Annotated in this window: 17 protein-coding genes; 9 read left to right on the top strand and 8 right to left on the bottom strand. The window is 40.6% G+C overall.

The features are described from left to right. Positions 1 to 51: 51 nt before the first annotated feature. From LPB89_RS17680 to LPB89_RS17695, 4 genes are all read right to left on the bottom strand, one after another. Positions 52 to 813, bottom strand: a complete 762-nt coding sequence (locus LPB89_RS17680) for a LytTR family DNA-binding domain-containing protein (protein WP_230703014.1) — start codon at positions 811 to 813, stop codon at positions 52 to 54. Positions 814 to 1,828: 1,015 nt separating this feature from the next. Further along, positions 1,829 to 3,250 carry a hypothetical protein gene (locus LPB89_RS17685; RefSeq protein ID WP_230703015.1) on the bottom strand — a complete coding sequence of 474 codons (1,422 nt, stop codon included), beginning with the start codon at positions 3,248 to 3,250 and terminating at the stop codon, positions 1,829 to 1,831. After that, positions 3,237 to 4,283, bottom strand: coding sequence for a caspase family protein (locus LPB89_RS17690; protein WP_230703016.1), 1,047 nt, complete (start codon positions 4,281 to 4,283; stop codon positions 3,237 to 3,239). Before LPB89_RS17690 ends, LPB89_RS17685 begins: the two co-directional genes overlap by 14 nt. A gap of 2 nt (positions 4,284 to 4,285) precedes the next feature. Beyond that, entirely contained in the window at positions 4,286 to 5,731 is a 1,446-nt protein-coding gene (locus LPB89_RS17695; RefSeq protein ID WP_230703017.1) for a hypothetical protein, read from the bottom strand. Positions 5,732 to 6,195: 464 nt separating this feature from the next. On the opposite strand from LPB89_RS17695, the gene LPB89_RS17700 reads away from it, so the two are divergent. The 8 genes from LPB89_RS17700 to LPB89_RS17735 all read left to right on the top strand — a co-directional run bounded on the left by LPB89_RS17700 (position 6,196) and on the right by LPB89_RS17735 (position 14,767). Beyond that, the gene (locus tag LPB89_RS17700; protein ID WP_230703018.1) at positions 6,196 to 7,155 is read left to right on the top strand and encodes a GlxA family transcriptional regulator; all 960 of its coding nucleotides are present in this window, start codon (positions 6,196 to 6,198) and stop codon (positions 7,153 to 7,155) included. Positions 7,156 to 7,230: 75 nt separating this feature from the next. Further along, positions 7,231 to 7,797: a cysteine hydrolase family protein gene (locus LPB89_RS17705; protein WP_230703019.1), complete on the top strand. Its 567-nt coding sequence runs from the start codon at positions 7,231 to 7,233 to the stop codon at positions 7,795 to 7,797. Positions 7,798 to 7,815: 18 nt separating this feature from the next. Then, positions 7,816 to 8,721, top strand: coding sequence for a cyclase family protein (locus LPB89_RS17710; protein ID WP_230703020.1), 906 nt, complete (start codon positions 7,816 to 7,818; stop codon positions 8,719 to 8,721). A gap of 137 nt (positions 8,722 to 8,858) precedes the next feature. Beyond that, positions 8,859 to 10,847 carry a GAF domain-containing hybrid sensor histidine kinase/response regulator gene (locus tag LPB89_RS17715; RefSeq protein WP_230703021.1) on the top strand — a complete coding sequence of 663 codons (1,989 nt, stop codon included), beginning with the start codon at positions 8,859 to 8,861 and terminating at the stop codon, positions 10,845 to 10,847. 79 nt (positions 10,848 to 10,926) lie between these two features. Continuing rightward, a complete protein-coding gene (locus tag LPB89_RS17720; RefSeq protein ID WP_230703022.1) occupies positions 10,927 to 11,292 on the top strand; it encodes a response regulator transcription factor in 366 nt (121 codons plus the stop codon). Further along, positions 11,292 to 12,506 (top strand): YaiO family outer membrane beta-barrel protein, encoded by a 1,215-nt coding sequence (locus tag LPB89_RS17725; RefSeq protein ID WP_230703023.1) that lies wholly within the window; start codon positions 11,292 to 11,294, stop codon positions 12,504 to 12,506. The genes LPB89_RS17720 and LPB89_RS17725 overlap by 1 nt, the downstream gene beginning before the upstream one ends. Before the next feature lies 1 nt (position 12,507). Then, positions 12,508 to 13,329, top strand: a complete 822-nt coding sequence (locus LPB89_RS17730; RefSeq protein ID WP_230703024.1) for a hypothetical protein — start codon at positions 12,508 to 12,510, stop codon at positions 13,327 to 13,329. Positions 13,330 to 13,333: 4 nt separating this feature from the next. Continuing rightward, on the top strand, positions 13,334 to 14,767 hold the full coding sequence (locus tag LPB89_RS17735; protein WP_230703025.1) for a glycosyltransferase: 1,434 nt from the start codon (positions 13,334 to 13,336) through the stop codon (positions 14,765 to 14,767). A gap of 37 nt (positions 14,768 to 14,804) precedes the next feature. On the opposite strand, the gene LPB89_RS17740 is transcribed toward LPB89_RS17735, so the two are convergent. Next, positions 14,805 to 15,425, bottom strand: coding sequence for a response regulator transcription factor (locus LPB89_RS17740; protein ID WP_230703026.1), 621 nt, complete (start codon positions 15,423 to 15,425; stop codon positions 14,805 to 14,807). Continuing rightward, positions 15,422 to 17,431 carry a sensor histidine kinase gene (locus LPB89_RS17745; RefSeq protein ID WP_230703027.1) on the bottom strand — a complete coding sequence of 670 codons (2,010 nt, stop codon included), beginning with the start codon at positions 17,429 to 17,431 and terminating at the stop codon, positions 15,422 to 15,424. Before LPB89_RS17745 ends, LPB89_RS17740 begins: the two co-directional genes overlap by 4 nt. Positions 17,432 to 17,564: 133 nt before the next feature. On the opposite strand from LPB89_RS17745, the gene LPB89_RS17750 reads away from it, so the two are divergent. Further along, positions 17,565 to 21,785 (top strand): T9SS type A sorting domain-containing protein, encoded by a 4,221-nt coding sequence (locus tag LPB89_RS17750; protein WP_230703028.1) that lies wholly within the window; start codon positions 17,565 to 17,567, stop codon positions 21,783 to 21,785. A gap of 183 nt (positions 21,786 to 21,968) precedes the next feature. Here the strand turns inward: LPB89_RS17750 and LPB89_RS17755 are convergent, their stop codons facing one another. Further along, on the bottom strand, positions 21,969 to 23,261 hold the full coding sequence (locus LPB89_RS17755) for a hybrid sensor histidine kinase/response regulator (RefSeq protein WP_230703029.1): 1,293 nt from the start codon (positions 23,259 to 23,261) through the stop codon (positions 21,969 to 21,971). Positions 23,262 to 23,297: 36 nt separating this feature from the next. Next, positions 23,298 to 23,738 (bottom strand): response regulator, encoded by a 441-nt coding sequence (locus LPB89_RS17760; RefSeq protein WP_230703030.1) that lies wholly within the window; start codon positions 23,736 to 23,738, stop codon positions 23,298 to 23,300. Position 23,739 lies beyond the last annotated feature (1 nt).

Here is a 23,739-nt window from a genome sequence, read left to right on the forward strand (position 1 = left end):
AGCGATTAGTCTGTTAGTAATTGAAATTTACTCAAAACAGGAAGCTGTTTGTTATTCTTTTAGTTTAATAAATTTGTTAAAATCCTCTTGTCGTCTTTTGGCCACCGGCAAAATTGCGCCGTTGGAAAATTCACAGAAATAGCCGTCTTTTTTTGAAATTTTAACGATGTGACGAAGATTGATGATATAGGAATGATGTATTCTGAAAAAATAGTTGTGGTCTAATACCGTACTGTATTCGCCCAGATTCCTGCTGGACATGATCCGGGTGCCGTTAAGAAGGACAAAAACAGTATATTTTCCATCTGCTTTGCAAAAAATAATATCTGAGGTACGTATTAACTCTATTTTTTCTAAGAACGCAACGGCTACATAATCATTGGATTGACTGGCAGAATTCAGGATATTGATGCTGTTGATTTTGTGATTCTGATAAGAGCGTTCCATTTCTCTTCTTTTGATTACTTTGTAAATGGCTAAAATAATCGCGTTAAAATCAATAGGTTTCAGTAAAAAATCAATGGCATTGTGCTTGAATGCCAGCATGGCGCACTCTTTATGCGCTGATAAAAATACGAGTTTGGGTATACTGAATTCTAACTGCTCCAGCATTTCAAAAAAAGAATTGTCTTCCAGTACAATATCCAGGAAAATAAGATCCGGTTTTTTTGATTTAATGAGCATGGTTCCATTACGTATACCCTCTGCCTCACCGATTATTTCTATAATCATAGCATTCTCCTCTTCAAATTTTTTCAGAACCTGCAGCGTCTCTTTTTCCCCGGATATGATTATGGCATTAATAGGATTCATAAGCTTGTTTTGAAGATTTCGAAATTCAAACGGTATACTACTAATGTAGGATACTTTTTAAACGGTTGATTTGTATGGTTTTAATGTATTTATAAATTATAAATCACAAAATTTAAATTACAGCAATACTTTTATTTTGACAGGCAAAATCCGACGGAAAGTAATAAATGTGCTTAAATGGGTATAAGTGGTACTAAAATGGCTGTAGTCGTGCATTCAAATATAGGATTCTACATACAGATCCATTTATATAATTCACTTTAATTGTTATAAATTTAAGGTTATAAGGAATTGAAAATTAGTTGTTTATCTTGTGTTTTTAGGGCTTAAGTTTTCAATTTTCCCGAATCAGACCGAATGAAAGCAGGTAAGCTGGTTGTAGTAACAATTTGCCGGGGAGCCTAATATTAGGACATTAAAAAATTAAAATGGAAAACCCGTCTGTACTTTGCAGTACGAGACGGGCGTCCATAAACATAATCTTCCATTTTATGTCTACTAAAAATCCTTAACAGCGGGGCATTCCGGGGACAGCACCACTTCTATTTTTTTACAATACTAATCATTTTAAGATACTGCAGCGAATTGCAATATTCAGAGTAAAGGGGTATAAGCTTAAATTTGAACAGAGCGTTCTAATGCCGCATGTAAAGGTGAACCTTTGAGGCTGTAAATCCTTACACTGGCGTAGTTTTTTACTTATATAATTACCATTAGTAATAACGTCGCTATTATATACAATAACGGGAAGAAAGGAAAGTTAATTTTCGTAATTGGGTTATTAGGAACCAAATATTAAAAATGCACTGAAAATATTTTGGCAGAAAAACGGAACATCAAGCGATTTTATAAATGATTCGTTTTTGGTAAAAGTAAGTAAAAGGGTTGTTCTGATTGGGACAACCCTTTTATTGTGTTTTTTTATTTGACTGTCTATAAATATTTGCAATGAAGAAAGTGACAGATGAATTCTGGGGTAACGTTTCCCGATAACAGGCCACAAAAGGTTTTGATGTTATTTGAGATTCATTTTTTTGTAGATGTCATCGTATTTTTGATAGTTTCGAAGAATAGTGGTAGGCGGGAGATTAAATTTATTGGCGATCTCAGATACGTTGCCGACACTGTTTACGGCCTCGGTAAACCGTGAACTATCTTCCGGGGTATCCGTCAGGTTATTTCCCAAAAGGATATTTAGGCGTTCTTCCTTGAACGTTTCGGGTGTGGTACGGACTGAATTGACAATCAGTTTTTTTACTTTGGCGATTGCATTGTCTTTCAGGCTTGTCCCATAATATTTTGATTTTTGCAACAGGTCCTTATACAAGTCTGCCATACGCGAAAGATCTTCTACTTTTGTGAAATTATTCCAGAAGATATCAAAATTCAGGCTGTCTACGACACGGTCCATGATGGAACCGGGTTTGAACTCCATTTTTTTTCCGATCGTTACCATACACTTGGCCATGATAGCCGAGATGATGGGTAATTCGTCTGAATTGATCTGCTTCTCATTATCTGTCAGGGCTTTCAGCATGGCGATATCGGGCAGTTCCAGCAGGGGTGCATTCGCAAATTCAATGTCGTCCTGCTCATTTCCCGTAACCAGGTGAAGGATCTGTATAAGGGCCACCAGATAGGGATGGTTTTTTATAGCAGATCGGTCTGAAGGGGTCAGCAATTTATAGTTATTGTAGTCTTTGTAGGCATACTGGATTTTGTCGAGCAGCAGGTATTGGTTTTCACCTCTGGTAAATCCGAATTTGTTGTCATAGTAGAAAAAACTGTTGCAAAAATCAGGTTCCTGCTTGTAACGCAATAAAAACTGGGTTTGATACTCGTTATAAATGTAAAAGGGAAAAATCCTGCGTTTTCCTTTTTTTCTGTACTTAAGAAAATACAGGCCCTTTTTGAGCCGGGCAGAAAAAATAACAACTGCAGCTTCGGGATCTACAAAGGAATTGTCGTCGTCGAAACGGATATTTAATTTTCCTTTTGGATCGAACAGGGAAAAATTTTCAACAAGATCGGTAATTATTTCCTCTTTATACGGGGCATCTTTGTCAAAGGCAGCTGCAAAAAAAAAGAAATTTGGAATCTTATCCGGATCGCCTGAGGTACATTTTCGGCTCCATATTTCGGCAGGCACTGAAAAATATTCATGGGTGGTCGCAAAATCCATACTCGGTGAGGTCATCGGGTAATGGTAATCCAGAACAAAATGTTCGTCCTGAGTGACCGTAAGGAAGTATTCCTCGAAGTAGTCGATAAAAGAAGCTTTGAGCTGGTAAATTCCTTTGTACAATGTAAGTTCAAGGTCCTGCGTTTCCTGCTCCACTATTTTATTCAGGCTGCCGTCCACGAGTACGAGCTGCAATCCGTCCAGGCACTGTCTGAAAGAAATACGGATGGTATATTTAGTATCAGAATCGTTCATAACTGATTGTTTTTGGAGAATAATTGATAAATGTTTTAGGCGGTACCGTTGTATCGAGGTTGTCCTTTAACTGGTGGAAACCTTTGGCCAGCTGGGGTAGTTTCAAAACCTGTCCGACGACCACGTCACCCTGCCAGACACTTTCGAAATCCGGACCGTAGAGCGTGATATTGGAATTGCGTTCAAAAGTAATTTCACAATTAAATTCCGGTAATATCACGGGAACAGTACAGATCAGGATCTGATCTCCGCCATTTAATGTATCGGCTGCAGCGTCCTGTGTTTTTTTGAATTTTTCGGCATGGCTTTTAAAATTGTTGCGGATATGGTCTTTAAGTGCCAGTGCGGTAATTTGCCCGGTGCCGTCACTGTCTGCATCACCGTTCAGGCTGTCAATAAGAAAGGTGGTAAAGGCCCCCCTTTTTTTGTCAGACTCTGATTCTTTAGGAAGTCCGGCAGTTTCTGCGTCAGGTGAATTGTTTTCAGTTACCGGATCCAGTATCACCTCATAGCTCAGTTTGCCGTAAGCAGTAGAATTACAAATGAGTACTCTGGGGTTCCTGTTGCCAATGGGAAGGTTCCAGGAGCCGGCGGGAGAATTGCCTTTAATGAGGGTATCATGTTCGCGGCAGCAATCGAAGAAAATCAGTACCTCGTCAAACGCACCTGCATTGGTAAACCAGGTGCGGTAGTCCAGGCCTGAAATGCAATGGTTGATCAGTGCCGGCCAAAGGCGAAGACAAAGTGCCGTATTGTCGAAAGTGACGCCTATACCATGTCCGGAGAAATAAAAATACAGCCTGTTTGTTTCGTTGTTGTTTCTGGCAACCCGGTTGATCTTATCGATGGCTATGTCAATTTCGGGACCACTCACCAGCATGTCTTCACTGTTGGATACAAACAGTTTGAGGTTGTCCTTTTGCACACCTCCCTTTGTTTCCAGCCAGTCTGCAAAAGCCTTAGCATCTGCTACGGCACCCGAAAGCGGTTTTTTCTCATAGTGGTCGATTCCTATTACGATAGCATAATTCATGATTACACAATATTGATAGTGGAAAGTATGGATTTTAACGTGGCACTGTTGTTGTCAAAATCGCCATGACGGAGCGAATCGGTCCACATGCTGTTGTCTGCATTTTCAATATCCTTTGAAAGTGCCAGTTTGTTGCTTGTAATAAAGCTATTGATGATTTCCAGTTCTTCAAATTTAGCATAACGCCCTTCGGCTTTAAACTGTTCGTGCAAGCCCATTATTTTGGCATCTGTTTCGTCCTCAAACAAGCCGGATACAAGATAGAGCAGGGAGTAGGTGTAGAGGTATTTTACACAGAAATCTTTTTTCTCATACTGTTCCTGCATCGTAAACATCTTGAACTTTTTAAAGACCCCGTTTTCTTTTGCAGGAATCCCTTTTTCGATAAACAGGTCAGTCCTGCAGGCAGGCGCCAGAAAAACGACATTGTTGTATTTTAGCTCTTTGAAGTTTTCGGAGGTTGCGGCAAGCATATTACAGATTGCGATAGAGCCCGCACTGTGTCCCACCAGTTCGATCGTGAATTTTTTACCGGCAGTTTGTCTTTTTTGGTAATGAGCTTCCAGGAGCTTAAGAAAATAGGTTCCGGCATGTAAATCATCACCGGACAGTCCTTCGTTATCTGCAAACATTTGTTGGGCCTTTTCTTTCATTTCAGACCAGCCCCATTTGCCGATGCGGTCGATATATAGCTTCCTGAAAGTTTCTTCTACAACGGTAGGGTAGAAATCATGATGGGTCTCCTTTGCGTAACGTTTAAGAACGGCAAATGCAATTTTGGCTACAAGCGTTCCGATCGTCAGTAACAATCCCCTTGAATCGCCGGCATCAGGATCAGCTGCTACTTCGATTTCTTCTGCTGCCATTTCACCTTCTGCCCGGATCATATCATCGCTATCTTTTTTAAGATCGGCAAAAAAGCCTATTTCATCTTCTTCATCAAATAGAATGCTTCCGCCTCTGCTGCCCTGGTCTGCGCTATCTTTAAGCTGATCATTTAATTCGGCAAACGGATATTCTTTTAGCTTTTCGGTTTCTATAGTGGCAGTGTCCAGTGTTTCGCCGCCACCGCGGGAATCGATACCTAATTTTTTGCCGACAAGTTTGATGACAAAGTTCAGTACTTTCTGGAATTGGCCCTCTGTGCTCTTTGAACTGAGGTTTTCGACTATGGTTTCCCAAAGTCCTGTTTCCCAGACGAAAGTTACCGCATGTGTTTTCGAAGGAGCATCTGCGAAACTGGTACGCATCACCTCGGCAGATCCCATTCCGCTGGTTTCACTGACAAGTCCGCCGTGAAAATAAACGAGCAATCTTTCGATGTCGTTTTCCTCCAGGTATTGGAACAGGTTCTCTACATCGGAAGGAGAACTGTCATAGTGCCCGGATTTTTTAAATGTTCCGCCCTCTCCGACGTTGATGTAATAGATTTTTGCAAGATTTGTCATTGGATTATGGTTGTTTTTGGTTGTTAATCGAATAGAGGTGCTTAGGGTATGGCGAGAAAAGGATGTACTTCCAGTCTGAACATCATGAAAAAGCGGCACCTGTTTACTTTAATTTTTACACCTGTTTTCTTAGAGAATAAAGGTGTTCCGTCTTACCCTTATTTTGGATAATAGCAGGTCAGATTTTATTATCGGATAGCTGTTTTAAAAGTTTTATCTCAACAGTTTAGTAATCAGCGTTTTATTTTGGATAATAAAATAAAAAGTAAATTTAAAAATAAAAAGGGGAGTAGTAACGGGTAAAAACACCTGATTATTTTAGGGGAAAATCGCCTTATTTTTTATGCAAAAAAATACTTTTTATTTTATATCGCCACATTTTTCAGTACGCTTATAAAGTTCAGAATCATTATTTTATTCTAAATTTGAAAGACATTTCCCCATTAATAAGAGAACATCCCCATATGGAAGTAACAACAATTTATTTTTATATTCCCAAACAGGTGACCCTGTTGGATTTGGCCGGCGTTCTGGAAGTTTTTAAGGAAGCTAAAAGTTTAGGGCTTCCCTACCAATTGGAATTTATCAGCAGTACACCAACCATTATTTCTTCATCGGGATTAGCACTTTCGTCGGTGATGCATTTTTCGAAAACAAATCCGAAAGAAAATGATATGGTTTTTATATCCGGATTCAGTTCCGGTCATATTCCGAAAATAGAAGAAGATAGTGCATTTTTCGACTGGCTTGCTTTCGCAAATGCACAACAGACCACCATAGCAAGTATTTGTAACGGGGCTTTTATTCTGGCGAAATCAGGGCTTTTGGATTTTAAGGAATGTACGACGCACTGGAAATTAATTGAAAAATTCACAAAAGATTTTCCGCTTTTAAAGGTGCAAAGCAATGTATTGTTTACCAAAGCAGACAATTTGTATACCAGTGCGGGGATTGTGACGGGAATTGATCTGGCCTTGTTCCTGATCGAAGACCGACATGGAAAAGAAGTTGCGACCACCATTGCCAAAGAACTGGTGGTCTACAAGAGAAGACAGGGAAGCGACCAGCAGGAAAGTGTCTATCTGCAAAACCGAAACCATCGCGACGAAAAAATCCATACCGTCCAGGACTGGATTATTTACAATCTCGAGAAGACCTCTACCATTGATTTTTTGGCCGACCTTGTTCATATTGGTCCACGAAACCTGACGCGGATTTTTAAGAAACAAACCGGAATCACCATTGCCGAATACCGCACCAAACTGAGAATCGAAAAAGCAAAAAGCCTTTTGGCGCATTCGGATTATAAAGTAGAAAGCATTGCTCATCTCTGCGGCTACAAAACATCGAAGCAATTGCGTGTGGTGCTGGAAACCCATTTGCAGGAACTGCCCATGGAAATTAAAAAAAACAGGCTGTCTTAAAACGACTATCTTTTGTCCTTGTTTGCATGGGGAAACAGCTGTTATTTTTGTAGTACTAATCTAATTCACAGAAACATGAAACTTAGGGAACAGCATACAGCTTTGATTATTATCGATGTACAAAAGGGTTTTAATGACGAAAACTACTGGGGCGGTAACCGGAACAATCCGAATGCGGAACTGAAAATAGCGCAGCTTCTTGAAAAATGGCGTGCGCTTAAGCTCCCTGTATTTCATATCGTGCACAGCTCGGTACATCCGGACTCCAAACTGCACGAATCGAATCCGGGATTTGAAATTAAGGAGGGAGTACAACCGATTGACGGCGAACCGGTCATTGTCAAAAACGTCAACAGTGCTTTTATAGGAACTGATCTGAAAGAAAGGCTGGATCAGCAGGGAATCAACAAATTGGTTTTGGTGGGATTAACCTCGAATCATTGTGTTTCGACCACCGCACGAATGGCGGGTAATTTAGGGTTTGACGCTTTTGTCATTTCGGATGCCACGGCTACGTTTGACAGGATAGGAATCAATGGCGAGAAGTTCGATTCGGAATTGATTCATCAGATTTCTTTAGCGAGTCTGCACAATGAATTTGCGCAGGTCATTACGACCGAAAAAGTATTGGAGTTAGTTTAAACTTTTAAAACGGGACCTATGGATAAAAGAGTAAAATTCGATTTTGAAATCTATTTTACCAATGGTGGAAGCATCAAAGGCGAGGACTTTCGTCTGGATATCGAAGGCGAAAGTATTTCCGATAAAGAGCTCGCGGATTATATTGTAAAGGATTTAAGATTGCTGATGGTGGGTGAAGTCCGGATTTTGAACAAGGAAATTTTCACGGAAACACACAAAAGAAAACCGATTCAGACCCGGACAGAAGCGGATGTGTTTATTGACTTAAGCCATACGATCGAAAATGGACTTGTGACCTATAAAGGTTTGCCGGCACCTATTGTATGTGACTACCTAAGCAGGGAAAATTCAAAACAGTTTTATGAGGAAGGCACCCAGTTTCAAATCGGCAAAATTGAGATGGTCACCAATACCGGAACGTATATTGACTGTCCGTTTCATCGGTTTGAAGACGGAAAAGACCTTTCGGAAGTAGGACTGGAATGTTTTGCAGATCTTGATGCTGTGGTGATTACTATTCCTTTTTCGGAAGCGCTGGAAATCACCGAAGCGCATTTGAAAAACCGTGAAATTAGAAATAAAGCCGTTTTGATTCATACGGGTTGGGACAGCTACTGGAATACGGAGGACTATTATGAAAACCATCCGTACCTGACCGCAGGAGCTGCGTCTTATTTAAAAGACTGTCAGGTAAAACTGGTAGGCATCGATTCTCATAATATCGACAGCACAGCAGGCACATCCAGGCCTGTACATACGACGCTGCTGCAGGCCGAAATACTGATCGTGGAACATCTCTGCAATCTGTATCTTTTGCCGCAGGAAGATTTTACGTTTAGTGCGGTTCCGCCAAAATTTAAGGGAGTCGGCACATTTCCGGTCCGGGCAATGGCCAAAATTCCTTCCAAAAAACCATTTCGCTAGAGATGGTTTTTTTTTTAGCCTGAACCGAAAATGAATAGCAATTGACTGAGGATAAATACTGTATGGTATAGCCCTGTTTATAAAATACCTTGTAAACGGTTTTATTTTTTTACCTTTACACCTTACTTTTTTACCTCATGGATAATCCGCAACAACCCATTCCGCATAACGAGACAGAACGTCTGGCGGCTTTAAGGCGCTACAATATATTAGATTCACTTCCTGAGGATGCCTTTGACGATGCCACAAGGCTGGTTTCTTACATTTGTAGTGTACCCATTGCCCATATTTCGTTTATAGATGAGAACAGACAATGGTTTAAATCTGAAATTGGTATAGGTGTATCAGAAGTGCCCCGTGAAATTACATTCTGCCGTTATACCCTGATGGAGTCGGAAATGCTTGAAATACCGGATACACATGCCAACGAAACATTTAAAGACGATCCAAATGTTACCGGCGGTTTTAAAGTGCGGTTTTATGCCGGAGTTCCGCTGACCACGCCCGATGGCTATAATATCGGAACCCTCTGTGTCGTAGACCATGTGACCAAAAAACTGGATGAAAGCCAGCGCAATGCCCTCAATATCGTGGCAAAGCACGTAATCAACCAATTGGAACTGAGGACAAAAAATAACGAACTCAATGCCCAGAAAAAAATAGCGGAACGCGCCGTACTGGCAAAAGATAGTTTTCTGGCCAATATGAGCCATGAGATCCGCACCCCGCTCAATGCCATCATCGGATTTACGGATCTTCTCGCACAAACCAAGCTGGATATTATTCAGCGTGATTATATTGACAGTGTACAAATAGCGGGCGAAAACCTGCTGTTGATCGTGAATGATATTCTGGATCTTTCCAAAATAGAATCCGGTAATCTGGCTATTGACGACCAGCCTTTTGATTTAAAGAAAACCCTGAAACATATTTATGACCTGCTAAAAGTAAAGGTGCCCGAAAATGTAGAATTCAATCTCTTTCTGGATGCGGATATGCCCGAAATTGTCATTGGGGATCAGGGAAGGTTAAACCAGATCCTGGTGAACCTTACCGGGAATGCGCTTAAGTTTACACAGGAAGGCGACGTAACGGTTTCGGTAAAAAAGGTGGAGGAAACCGACGAACATTATTTGCTTCGATTCTCGGTGAAAGATACCGGAATCGGCATAAAGGAAGCGAAACTGAAAACTATTTTTGACCGTTTTACCCAGGCCGAACAAAGTACTACACGAAGGTTTGGCGGCACGGGACTAGGACTGAATATTGTAAAACAGCTGGTAGAACTGCACAATTCTGAAATTAAGGTAAAAAGCAGGGAAGGACGCGGTTCGGAATTTTTCTTTACGCTTGCGTATAAAAAAGCTTCGGATATTGAAATCGTACCGGAATCCTTCACAGGTTCGAATCTGGGAAAACTTAAAATACTGTTGTGCGAAGACAATGTTCTGAACCAGAAACTGGTAAAGAGTGTTATTTACAACTTTGGTTTTGAACTGGACATTGCTGAAAACGGTGAGGCCGGAATCGAATTGCTGTCCAGCAATGAATACGACCTGATCTTAATGGATCTTCAGATGCCGGTTAAGGATGGTTACCAGACGACACAGTATATCAGGGATGAAATGAAACTCACCATTCCGATTATTGCCATGACGGCACACTCGCTGGTAGGCGAACAGGAACTTTGTTATAATATGGGAATGGATGCTTATGTACCCAAACCTTTTAAACAGGCTGCGCTGCTGGAAACTATAAAAACCGTCCTGAACAAGGAGCATAAGCAACTGCCGAAAAGAAAGATTGATTTGTCCTTAGTAACGGAAATGGCCTGCGGTGATACTGATTTTGTACACGAAATGGTGCATCTTTTTACAGCAAAAATTCCCAATGAAATAACGCTGATCAATGAAGCCTATAAAACTAAGGATACTGAAAGCGTACGGAAACTGGCTCATAACATGAAATCGAGTTTTGATATTTTCCTGTTGTCAGATCTTAGTGATTGTGTGGCTGTGATAGAGGAAGAAGCTAAAAAGGGAAACTTTACTGTTAAAACCAGAGAAAAAATGAGTATCTTGAATTGTGAAATCATTGAAGTAGTTAAAGTTTTAAAGGAATTATGATAGAAGGCAAGTATCCCTTACATTTGTAATTCTTACAAATGTTGTAAGCTTAAGCCGCTTCAAGACAAATAGATACGCCATGAGAATTATTTTATCAGAAGATAATGATATCCTGCGTAAGTCATTATCTTTTTTTTTAGAGTCCAAAGGATTTACCGTTGATCAGTTTTCTGATGGAAGGGAGGCGCTGGATGCTATTGAAGCAACTGCTTATGACCTCATCCTGACGGACATCAATATGCCGGGAAAAAGCGGCATGGAAATTACACAATACGTACGACAAACTATAGGCTCTGATATCCCGATTATTATATTTACCTCTTCAGGAATAGAGCAGACCGAACTGGATTCTTTTGATATGGGTGCCAACGAATTTATGGCTAAGCCTGTAAGTCCGGCTGTGCTTTTAGTTCGAATTAACAAACTGCTAAAAACACGCACCTAATGAAATTGATCTATTCTTCCGTTTTATTTCTGTTGCTCTCTTTTACTGCCGCTGCGCAGGAAGTGAATTTTGATGAAGCTTTGGCTCAGGTAAAGCTCGAGGCTGAAAAAGGCAACTATGACAATGCCCTGACCATGCTGCAGTCTTTACAGCTGAAATTTCCTGAAAATGAAGATCTCAAAGTCTATCAGGGACGTATCTACAGCTGGAAAAAAGACTATCCTTCGGCTATAAAAGTACTGGTTCCCCTGACCGACAGGACAAAACCGCATCCGGATGCTTTGTTGGCCATCATTAATACTTATTTCTGGTCAGAACAGTTTGAGACCTGTAGTATTTATTGCGATAAATACCTGCTACTAGATCCAAATGCTGCTGATGTGCTCCTGATTAAGATACAATGTCTTGAAAAACTGAACCGCGACAAAGAAGCACTGGAGCTTGCCGACAAATTACCCGTTACCGATAACAGTACCCAGGCCATTACCGGAGTACGTGCCCTTATTGGCCGTAAGGCAAAAAATGCCCTGGCGTTTTCGTACCTGAATGTATCGACTTCGAATCCCGGACAGTCCCCGCTTCATTACGGCTATGCCGAATATTCGCATAAGTTTACCAAATCGGCTTTGGTGGGGCGTGCCAATATAGGCTATGTCAATGCCGACACGCAGCTGCTTTTTGAAGCCGATTATTATCAGACGTTCTCCAAAAGAAATTATCTGTATGTAAACGCAGGGGCTTCAACAGGGCAGACGGTATTTCCGGTAGCTAAAGCTGGTGCCGAATATTTTTTTGCCCCCGGAAAAAGATTTGATTATTCGCTTGGTTTTAAGTACCTGCATTTTGAAACAGACGATGTAACCCTGCTTACGGGACAGTTGGGCTATCGCACCGGTACCTACACGATTGCCTACAGGCCTTTTTATGATACCTCAAATGAATTATTTTCGCATGTAGTCAGCCTGCAGAAAGCCAATGAAGAAAAAGAAAGTTTAATACGGCTGGAACTGCAGTACGGCAATGTCCCGTACCTGTATTTGTACAATAATTTTGTGACACCGCTGAAAGCCTACAGGGCCGGAATACAATATCAGCATCGTATCGGAAGTTCATTTCTGGTGCGGCCTGTTTTCCTTTACGAGTATGATGAATATTTACCGGACGCATACAGAAACAGGTTTAGTGCACAGCTCATTATTACGAAACGCTTCTGATATGGAAAAGGTTTGGGAATTTTATAAAAGCGGGGCATGGGTAGAATATTTCCTGATTGTGTCGACGGTACTGTTTATAGCAGTAGCTTTTATATTGTACCTGCTGATCATCAGAAGCCGCAACCGAAACATCAGGAAGGAAAAGCTTACCATCGAATATACGATCCTGATTGAAAAAATACTATTCGCCCTTATTTTTGAGGATACTTCACTAGCCGTGGTAAAAGAAAATCAGGATTTCAGCAGGCTTATTGAGGATGTTTTCTTTAGGGAAGTGCTGACGGAATCGGTGATCAACCTGCATAAAAACTATGAAGGTATCTATGCCCGGAAGCTGGAACAATTTTATAAGGAATCGGGACTGATACAGGACTCGTTTAAAAAGCTCAGGAACCCGAACTGGGAAATCAAGTGCAAAGGAATTACCGAGGTGGCGGAAATGAATATTACGAGGGTTTTTGGCAGTATCATTACCCTGTCAAAAGCCCAGAACAAAACCCTGAAAATTACAGCGCTGAATGCCTGTATCAAACTGGGTGGCGTAAAAGGCATCACACACCTTACCGAACATCCTTACCCCATTGATGACTGGACGCAGGTGAATATTATAAGCGCTTTTAAAAAACATGATATAGGCGACAGCGAAGGAGTCGAATTCCTGCTGGAATCACAAAACACAAGCGTAGTGACACTTGGTTTGAAACTGATCAGAGAACTGAAGCTGACACAAAAGATTCCGTATGTGGCAGAACTGGCCGCCCGGACGCACAATACCGTTATACAATATGAAGCGCAAAACGTACTGAAGACTTTAACCGCTTAAGCCAATGGATTTTTTTAATAATGAAATAGCCCTGTTCTCGCATGTATATCTGATCCTCATTCTGGGGTATGCTATACTGCTGATGTCATCGTACCTGATATTGGCGCATCTGTCTGTGAGGGAACTACGGGAATATCTGAAAAAAAACAGTTTTGTCGATTATAATGTGCTTCTTACCAGTGAATTTGCACCCGGACTTTCGTTAATTGCCCCGGCGTATAATGAGAGCTTTACCATTCAAGAAAATGTAAAATCGTTACTCTCCTTAAATTACAATAATTATGAGGTGATTGTCGTAAATGATGGCAGCAAGGATGATTCGATGGAAATACTGATCAAAACCTACGATTTGGTACTGACGGAACTTCACATTCACCCCCAAATTGAAACCAAAAAAATTAAAGGGCTATATGTCTCCCGGAATGCGGCCTACAGAAAGCTGATCGTGGTGGACAAAGAAAACGGCGGCAAGGCTGATGCCCTGAATGTTGGTCTGAACATCGCGCAGAATCCGTACGTGGTCTGCATTGATGTGGACTGTATACTGGATAAGGATTCGCTGCTGAAACTGGCTAAACCTTTTCTGGAATCACACGGCAAACGGGTTATTGCTACCGGAGGGGTAGTGCGTATCGCCAACCAGTGCATCATAAAAAACGGCCGTCTGGTGGAAGTAAACATTCCCGATCTTATGCTGCCCAGAATACAGGTTTTAGAATACCTGCGGGCTTTTCTGCTGGGAAGGATGGCCTGGGGAAGACTTGATGGTCTCTTGCTGATCAGCGGAGCTTTTGGCGCCTTTGATAAAGAAATAGCCTTACTGGCAGGCGGTTACAACACCAAAACGGTAGGCGAAGACATGGAACTGGTCGTTCGTATGCGCCGTTACATGCTGGAAAACAAAATGCCGTATTCCGTTTGTTATATACCGGACCCCTTATGCTGGACCGAAGCACCGGAAGATTTTAAAATATTCAGGAAACAGCGCAGCCGCTGGATGAGGGGAACGATTGAGACACTGAGCTTTCACAAAAGAATGTTCCTGAATCCAAAATACAAAGTGCTGGGTATGCTTAGTGTGCCGTACTGGGCGCTGTTTGAATTCCTTGCTCCCGGAATAGAATTTGCCGGTATTGTGATCACAATTGTCTTTATTATTTCAGGACTGCTCAATTGGCATTTCTTCCTTTTACTGGCCCTGTTTGTGTACTTTTTTGCAGTAATGTTTTCGGTCATCGCCTTATACAGTGAAGAACGAACGTACCATAAATATCCCAAACAAACGGATTTTTTCAAACTGCTTTTAGCGGCTTTTATAGAACCTTTGTATTTTCATCCCTTAGCAGTTTATGCGGCCCTGATTGGGTATAAGGAAAAAATAAAGGGAACAAAAGGCTGGGGCGATATGACCCGAAAGGGATTTACCAAACAGCCCTGATTTTTTCTATTTGCTTTTGGATTCCGGATGGTAACGCTTATGCTTTAATATTCTGAATGGCCCATTTGAGCAAAGTGTTTTTTTCTTTGACAAGTCCGAGTTTTTCGATGATATTGCCGCGATGGCCTTCTACGGTTTTTTCGGATAAAAAAAGCAATTCGGCAATTTGTTTGCTGGTTTTGAGCTGGGCGACCAGTTCTATGATTTTCCTTTCGGATAAAGTCAGGCGGGCCAGCTTATCATCACTGTCTAACGAATCCGATATCAGGTCCTCTTCCAGATAGGCACTTACATAACGATTGCCTTTCTGCACTTCTTCCAGACAGATTTCGAGTTCTTTCTGGGCATGCTCTTTCAGGATGTAACCAAAAATTCCGTACTCGCTTGCCTTTCTGTAAATGGTGATTTCCTTGTGCATGGTCAGCAGGATGACTTTGGTTTTCAGCCTGCTTTCCTGTATTTTTTTCGATACATCCAATCCGTCAAGTCCGGGCATATTGATGTCTAAAATGGCAACATCAGGTGTGTGAAGCGTGATTAAATTTAATGCCGAAGTACCATTCGAACAAGTATCAATTACCTTATGCCCGTAAGATTCGACAAAACTTTTGGTTCCCTGGAGTGTAAAAGGATGGTCGTCTGCGATTAGTATTCTCATTTTGTTTTTTTTATTTCAACAGTAACAATAGTTCCGTTTTTATCCGATACAATTTTTGCTTCCCCGTTTATGGCCCTGCTGCGTGCTATGATGTTATGAAGACCAAAGGCAGTACTTCCGGCCAGTTTTTCACCCACATTAAATCCGGTTCCGTTGTCCTTAATTTCAATGAGGAGCTGGTTATCGTTTTCTCTTACCGTAATTTTTGCGGCAACAGCATTGGCATGTTTTATAATATTGGACAAGGTTTCCTGAATAATACGGTATACCTGCAGTTCATCGGCAGCGGGCAATGAATTTTGGTATTCAATTTCTGAAGTGACCATAAAATTATTGACCGACTGTGCTCTTTCTGTCAATTGTTCGATACTGGCTTTTAAACCTATCTTGTCGAACATTACAGGATGAAGATTCCGGCTTATAATCCTGATGTCGTTTATAATCGTATCAATTTTTTTATCGGTAGTTTCCGATTTTTGTTCAAATGAATTTTTCAGGCTCAGTAATTCATGGCTTACGCTATCGTGCAGGTCACTGGCAATTCGTTTTCTTTCTTCCTCGGTTTTCTCCAGCAATTGTTTGGTGTACAGCTGCGAATTTTGCTTTTCCTGTTTTAAAATTCTTTGTTTTCTTATCAAAGTCAATGCAAAGGTTAATAAAATAAAGCCAATCAAGCCGGAAACCAATAAGGCAATGGTGGTATTGTTGTTAACAATCGTTTTTTTCTGTAAAGCGATTTGTTGTTCTTTGGCCCGGGTCTGGTATTTTTTATCAAGCTGGGCCACAATATTGGCCATTTCTTTGCTGCCCAGACTATCTGTCGCTTCATACATACTATCCTGATACAGCATCGATTTTTCGTAATCCTTTTTATTCATGGCATCATTGTAAAGCACCGCATACAGGTCCCTGACCCTTGTAAAGTTTTGATTTGCCTTTAGATCCTTAATGGCCTGATGAATCATTTTGGTATTCCGGATCCCTTTGTTTTGCTTGGATTCCAGTTCGGCTAACGCTACCCTGTATTCCTGATTGGTAACGGTAGAATTTAGAAATGCTACATCCGGTTTCAGTTCATCCAGTATGATTTTGGCTGCTTCAACTTTATTCTCATCGGTTAATTTGTGGGAATAATAAATATTGATGGAAACTTTAATAGAAGGATCATTGATTTTGCTTTTTTTGAAAGCCAGGTAAACCGAATCTATTAACGGTTTCATCTTGGTATAATTCATGCTTCGGTCGTACAAATTAATTTTACCGTATAAACTAATGAAGATATTGGCTAAGTTTTTCTCTCTGTGTTTAGCATAATACCGGATTGATTTATTGAAAAATTCTTCTGCTTTATCATAGTCTTTCGAAGCCTGATAAATTTGGGCGATACCCACATATACACTACCTTCCCCGGATGCAATATCCATTTTTCTGAAATATTCCAATGCTTTGAATTCACTTTCCAGTGCCAGGTTCAGATTGCCTGACAGGTGATAGCACCAGGCAATAGTGCGATAACCGTCTGCCTTTAAAAAACAACTTGTATAATCGACTGTTTCAATTGTCGTATTTTTGGTGTACCATTCGATTGCTTTTTTAAAATCTCCTTTGTCTGTATAATAATCGCCATAATACATATTGACAAACCAGGTATTTTGCTCCGGAATTTCATTTTTATATTTTTCTAAAAATGCAGTAATGGTCTGGAAAAGGCGTTGATCGTAAGAACCATAACTTGCCGTATTCCAGGCTGCAGCCTGTAACGTTTTGGCAGCGGTTAGATAGTTTTTTTCTTTTATTTTTTGGTTGTAATAGGTATATAAAGTAGTCTGGTATTTTGGATTAACAAAGTTGGTGTCGACTTTGATCCAGTCGAAAGTTTTATCTATTTTTTCGACAGCGGGTTTTTTATAAAGAGTATTGCTTTCCTTTTTTTCATTACAAGCTAAAAAAGACCCTATTATAAGAATCGTCATAAGCAGAAGAGCTCCTTTTTTGTATGGAATCATGGGTATGGATTTTTAACAAAAGTATCTTTTTTAATTTGATAAAAAGAAGATTAAAAGAAAATCGGGGGTTACCCCTTATATGATAGTTGCTGGTATTAATTCACCTTTGTTACTTAATCCAAAAACAAATTGTATGAAACTAAAATTACTCGAAAATCCACTTCCATTTTCCAGGGATAAAAATTACCGGACAAAAATTGCCGGTCTTTTTTTCTTTATAATGATTGGTTTTACTTCGGCTAAAGCACAATACACTGCGATACCGGATGTCGCTTTTGAACAGAAACTGATTGATATGGGTTTTGATTCCGGCGCCATTGACGGACAAATAGCAACAGAAGTTATTGCCAATATTACGAGTTTAAACATGCAGGGCGGAAACATTAAAGACCTGACAGGAATTAAGGATTTCACAAACCTTCAGGAACTTATCCTGAATTACCAGAAGCTTACTACGCTGGATCTGTCAGGAATGACAAATCTGCATGTCGTGCAACTCTACGGCAATGTTCTTACCAGTCTTAATCTGAATGGCTTGTCTAATCTGGAGATCCTTTACTGCGGATCGAATCAATTAACCACTTTGGACCTGACCGGATTAACTAACCTGAACGTTCTTTCCTGTGGACAAAATCAACTGACTTCACTGGATGTAAACGGATTGACTAAATTAGAAACGTTTCAATGTAATGAAAACAAAATAACGAGCCTGGATGTAAGCGGGCTGACCAATCTGACGAGTTTAAATGTTGGCGTGAATAAATTGACGACACTGGACGTATCGGCCTTAACGAAAGTAACCGATTTGGCCTGTTATCAAAATCAGCTGACCAATTTGAATGTAGGTGGCTTAACCGCTTTGACAAATCTAAATTGTTCGGGGAATAATTTAACGGTACTGGATGTTACCCAGGCACCTGCTTTGCAATACTTTTTTTGCACCGAAAATCCTTCCCTGACGTGTATTATAGTCAATGATGTTGCCAATGCTGCTACAAATACAGCCAATGATAATTGGGGTAAAGATGCAACGGCAAATTATTCGCTGACCTGCAGTCCTTACGCAGCCGCGAACCAGTCTTTTTGTGCGGGTGCTACGGTAGCGAATCTTGCTGCTTCAGGTACTGCGGTTAAATGGTACGCGGACGCAACAGGCGGAGCTGCACTGGATCCCGCTACGGCTTTGGTGTCCGGAAATTATTATGCTTCCCAAATTACGAACGGAACCGAAAGTGACAGAACTTCAGTTGCCGTGATTGTAAACACAACACCGCTGCCTTCAAGAGATATGAATGTCAATGGTACTTTGTGCCGGCCTTCGACTTATGGAATACTGGCCTCAAAGTTTAATAATCCTGGTGCGATAAAAATTTATGCATCCGCTACAAGTACCACTCCGCTTGATAGTTCACTTGAAATTACAGCGGGCAGTTTTTTAACGCTGTACATCACACAAACGATTAACGGTTGTGAAAGTGCCCGATTAACAGATTCTCAAACCTTTGTAAATCCAAATTATGAGCCTACGGTAACAGATCAGACCTTTTGTGCCAGAACTTTGCCAACAATTGCCAATCTGGTAGTAACTCCTACGGGTGGCGGCAGCAACATTAAATGGTACCTGTCTCCGGCGAGTGTTACGCCTTTGCTAAGCACAAGAGCGTTAGCCACGCGTGATTATTACGTGACGCAGACGGCTTATCCTTGCGGGGAAAGTCCGAGGAAAAAAGTTCATGTAACTTTAAGTCAGGATGAAGAAAGTTATATCTATACCTGCGGAAGTTATACCTGGCCTTTAAATGGTGAAACGTATACAGAATCAGAGGAGGTAACTTATGATGATGGTTGTACGATTCATTACTTGTACCTGACGATAGCTCCGGTTGATGTTCCTGTTATACATTCGCAATTTAGACTTACCGGTGCTACTATTGCCGATATTACCGTTATTCAGGGACAAGAGGTTCAGTTTTATGCCGATGCTGCAGGCGGAGCGCCTCTGGCAGGCACTACGGTTTTGGAAAACAAAACGTATTACGCTTCTCAAAAACAAACTTTTTACGATACCAATTCACAGTGCGAAAGCGACAGAATTGCCGTAGACATTACATTGGGTACGATGCCGGAAGGGTATACGTTTATTGCAGACGAACGTTTTGAACAAAAATTAATCAATCTGGGCTATGATGATGTGATCGATAATAAGGTGCTTACGGCTAATATTGATACGGTTACCGATTTAAATCTGGTGGCTCTTTCTATTAAGGACTTAACAGGGATCAAAGGGTTTAAAAGTTTAAAGACTGTGGATTTAATTTATAATTCTATTACCAATCTGGATGTAAGCGGGATGACGGCTTTAGAAAATATTGGTGCATACGGAAATTATTTGAGTACGGTAAATCTGAACGGATTGGTGAGTCTGAAAGAAATCAATTTTGGTAATTCATCCTTAAAAGCTTTAGATCTGTCCGGATTGACTGCTTTGGAAAAAATAGAAGTAAGCGGACCACTGACCAATCTGGATTTAAGCGATCAGGTTAATTTAATTGATTTAAATTGCCGATACACTAAAATTACCGGTTTGAATTTAAAAAACAAACCGAATCTGCTTTATTTGAATGCTACACAGATCGATAACCTGACGTGTATTACCGTAGATGATGTTGCCGCTGCTAATGCCAATACCAACTGGTCAAAAGATGCGGGAGCCAATTATTCAGAAGGGACTGCCAATGTTACTACAGCAGCTGTTTGTGACAGTTATACCTGGGCTCTTAATAATGTTACCTACACAAAATCAGGAACATACAGGGTGGTAAGTGAATGTCTTACGGAAGAACTGAATTTGACTGTTCATCCAACGGTTGTGATTGATAAAACGATTACTGCCTGTGGAAGTTACACCTGGGATTATAACGGACAAACCTATACGGAATCGGGTATTTATATACCTCAAGGGGCAACACCCTGTGAATCGGCTACGCTGAACTTAACGATTACGCCATCTGTAGTGCCTGCCTTTACAGCCGTTGATGCTATTTGCCAGGGAACCGTTTTAGCAGATCTGCCAACGGTTTCGAATAACGGAATTACAGGAACCTGGTCTCCGGCACTAAACAATCAGGCGACAACTACCTATACTTTTGTACCGGAATTGAACGCTTGTGCAACACAAACCACTTTGGAAATTGTAGTTACTCCGGTCGTAACCACCAGTAAAACGGTTACTGCCTGCGGAAGTTATGTTTGGGATTATAACGGTCAGACGTATACCGAAACGGGTTTTTATACCGTTTCAGGAGCGACAGCATGTGAATCAGGAACATTAGACTTAACGATTACGCCATTGGTAGTACCAACTTTCACAACCATAGCCGCTATTTGCCAGGGAACCGTTTTAGCTGATCTACCAACGATTTCAAATAACGGAATTACAGGAACCTGGTCTCCGGCACTAAACAATCAGGCTACAACAACGTACACTTTTGTACCGGAACTGAATGCTTGTGCTACACAAACTACTTTGGAAATTGTAGTTACTCCGGCCGTAGTGATCAGTAAAACTATTACTGCCTGCGGAAGTTATGTTTGGGATTATAATGGACTGAAGTATACGGAATCAGGTACTTATTCAGTTGCAGGTGCAACAGCTTGTGAGTCTGCTACCCTGAACTTAACGATTACACCACTGGCAGTACCAACTTTCACAGCCATAGCTGCTATTTGCCAGGGAGCTGTTTTAGAAGCTCTGCCGTCTGTTTCTAATAACGGAATTACAGGAACCTGGTCTCCGGCACTAAACAATCAGGCTACCACAACCTATACTTTTGTACCGGAACTGAATGCTTGTGCTGTGCAAACTACTTTGGAAATTGTGATTAACCCTGCGATTGATGCATCAGTTGACTATAGCAACGGAATTTTATCATCGAATATGCCAAATGCAGCCTATCAGTGGATCGACTGTGCGAATAATAATGCTATAATTCCGGGAGCGGTAAATCAAACCTATACTCCTGCAACATCCGGTACGTACAGTGTTGTTGTTACGTCAGGAAGCTGTTCCGCAACTTCGGATTGTATAAAGGTTACTACATTAGGAAGACCTGATTTTGAGGCGATTTCTGACTTAAGAATCTATCCAAATCCTTCTCATGATGTCTTTAACATCCAAATTGGAAGTACTGCCAAAGTTGACGTGTATGACAATTTAGGAAAACAAATAAGAAGTGAAAACGTTAGCGAGGGAACTTCAAAACTGGATCTGAGTGAATACCCAACAGGAATGTATTTTCTAAAAATAACGAATGAAAACAATGAGGTAAAAACAGTTAAAGTGCTTAAGAATTAGACGCTGCCTGAGTCATTTTTAAAACGGACTTTTTTTTGAGAATTATTAAAACGCCAGTGAACCTAGTTTCACTGGCTTTTTTTATTGTTTGTTTTCCAGGTATTAGATAAGGATTGGTTTGTTTTTTTCGATTTTGAAAATAATAAGTATTTTTTTCTGCAAATCAAAAATACAACTGCCTTATTATATTTTCAATGAATCGTACTGCAAATCTATTAATACCGCCTCTGATAGTGCGGTCTCTGAATTCTGCTCAACGGGAAGGAAAATTTCAAAAGTGGTTCCTTTGTTCAGAATACCTTTCGCATGGATAATCCCGTTATGGTTATCAACGATTTTCTTTACAATGGCAAGACCTATTCCGGTACCTGAATATTCGTGACTGTGATGCAGCCTTTGGAACATTACAAAAATAAGTTCGTTAAATTCAGCTTCAAAACCAATTCCGTTGTCTTTAAAAGTAAGGTTCCAGTAATCGCATTTTTGGGGCTGAAAATTCTGGTCGCGAAGTTTTGAATCATCATGTGCAATAATAGTGGTTTCTATGGTAATGTGCGGCGGCAAATCAGGATGTGAAAATTTAAGGGCATTGCTGATCAGGTTATAAATAAGCTGACGGAACTGAAAGATGACCACATTTACCGGTAAAAGCTGGCCGACGATAGCGATGGTGGCTTTCTTTTCCTGAATGGTATCTTTCAGGTCTGATTTTACATCTTCGATGATCATTTTCAGATCACTTATTTCGTATTCACGTTCAATGCTGTTTACACGGGAAAAAGCCAGTAAATCCTCTATAAGCTGTCTCATTCTGGTTGCCGAAACATGTATGCGTTCCATATTGTTTTTTCCGGCCTGCGTCATGCCCTGCATTTCATTCTCCATAATGATGGAGATGAACGTCTGAATTTTACGCAGGGGTTCCTGGAGGTCATGACTGGAGATAAAATTAAAGGCAAGGAGCTCTTTGTTGGCATTAATTAATTCGATAGCCCGTTTTTCTTTTTCAGCATTTTGAAACACCAGTTCTTTGTTTGCAATAAGAAGTGCTGCGGTCTGTATTTTTAATTTTTCAAGGATTTCTTTTTTTTCCTGACTTTCTTCCGCTTCTTTTAATCCCCTGATTACTTTTTGAGACAAAGTAAGCAGGTTGTTTTTTGAAACAAAATCAGTTACGCCTTCTTTTAAAAGCAGAACCGCATTCTCTTCGCCAATAGTGCCTGAAACGATAATAAAAGGGATATTAAGGTTCTTACTTTTCAGCATGCGAAATGCCGAAGCGGCATCAAATGAAGGCATGGAGTAATCGGATAAAATAATATCCGGAGCGAAAACATCAAGAGATTCCTCAAACATTTTCCGGGTTTCAACGGTTTTTTGCACAAAGCTGATTCCAGATTTGTGCAGCTGCCTTATTATTAAGTCGGCATCCGTAACATTGTCTTCCAGTATTAATATTTTTATTTCTTTTTTCATTTTACTTTAAAATGTTTATAAAGAGTAGCTGCTGTTTTATAAGGAAGGCTGACTTAATATCATCCAGTACATTCCCATTTCTTTAATAGCATTGAAAAAGTTGTTACTGTCTACAGGTTTTACAATATAACTGTTCGCCCCGAGGTCATAACATTTGGCGATATCCGGATCTTCCTGGGAAGAGGTAAGGATCACGACCGGAATTGATTTAAAGTCAGGATCACCTTTGATTTTTTCGAGCACCTGCATTCCCGAAACCTTTGGCATTTTAAGGTCCAGAAGAAATAACTTCGGATGTGAATTGGGATTTCTCCCGGCATACAAACCGCGGCAATAAATAAAATCAAGGGCTTCAGCGCCATCTTTTACATGCAGCAATTTATTGGTAAAACCACTTTTGGTGAGTGCACGAATGGTTAGCATTGCGTCATCAGCACTGTCTTCGGCAAATAATATTTCAATGTTATCGTAATTCATT

The organism is Flavobacterium sp. ENC, assembly GCF_020991415.1.
Taxonomy (GTDB): Bacteria; Bacteroidota; Bacteroidia; order Flavobacteriales; family Flavobacteriaceae; genus Flavobacterium.